1 protein-coding gene and 1 pseudogene are annotated in these 600 nt (G+C 66.5%); both read left to right on the top strand.

Annotated elements, in window-relative coordinates:
- Window positions 1-215 (top strand): annotated as a pseudogene (locus ACO48X_RS09065) (hypothetical protein); the annotation flags it as partial.
- A partial coding sequence (locus ACO48X_RS09060; protein ID WP_485001764.1) for a glycosyltransferase occupies window positions 212-600 on the top strand: 389 nt, incomplete at its 3' end. The pseudogene ACO48X_RS09065 and the gene ACO48X_RS09060, both read left to right, overlap by 4 nt.

Below are 600 nucleotides of genomic sequence, written 5' to 3'. Positions count from 1 at the left end.
TCGTCCTCGGCAACGGACTGCCGACGGGGTCGCTCCCCCTGTTGCTTGCGCGTCTGTTCGTCGATCTCGCCGGCTTGGTGTTCATCGCATTGTCCCTCATATTCCTCTTCTCGGACTTCCTCGCCCGCGTCAGGGGGGCGTCGTCCGTGAAGCGGCCCCACGCCCCTCTCGGACGGCATTTCGCCGACGGCGCGACGGCGGAAGAATTCGAGTGACCGCCGCACCGCCGCGCTTCATGGAAGTGCTCGACGCAATCGGCTGGTGGGGCGCGCTCCTCATGGTCTTCGTGACGGTCGTCTACGGGCTCGTCCTCCTCGTGCTTTCGCGTTCGGCTCCGCGCAAGCGCGCGGCGCGCAGGAGGGCTGTCCTCAAAGCGGCCGAAACCACCGAGGGCTCGACACAGCTCGCCAGGCCGAGAATGGTCATTCTCATACCTTGCCTTAACGAGGCCGAGGTCATCGTCGCCAGCGTCAAGGCCCTTCTGGCTTCTCCCGCTCCGGACGTGCACATCCTCGTCATCGACGACGGCTCGGAGGACGGCACCGCCGATCTGGTCGAGGGCATCGGCGATCCGCGAGTCTCCGTCATGCGGCGCGTCCT

This window comes from Peptidiphaga sp., assembly GCF_057238965.1.
The sequence above is the reverse complement of the archived record's forward strand: the minus strand, read 5'-3'. Positions and strand labels throughout refer to the sequence as shown.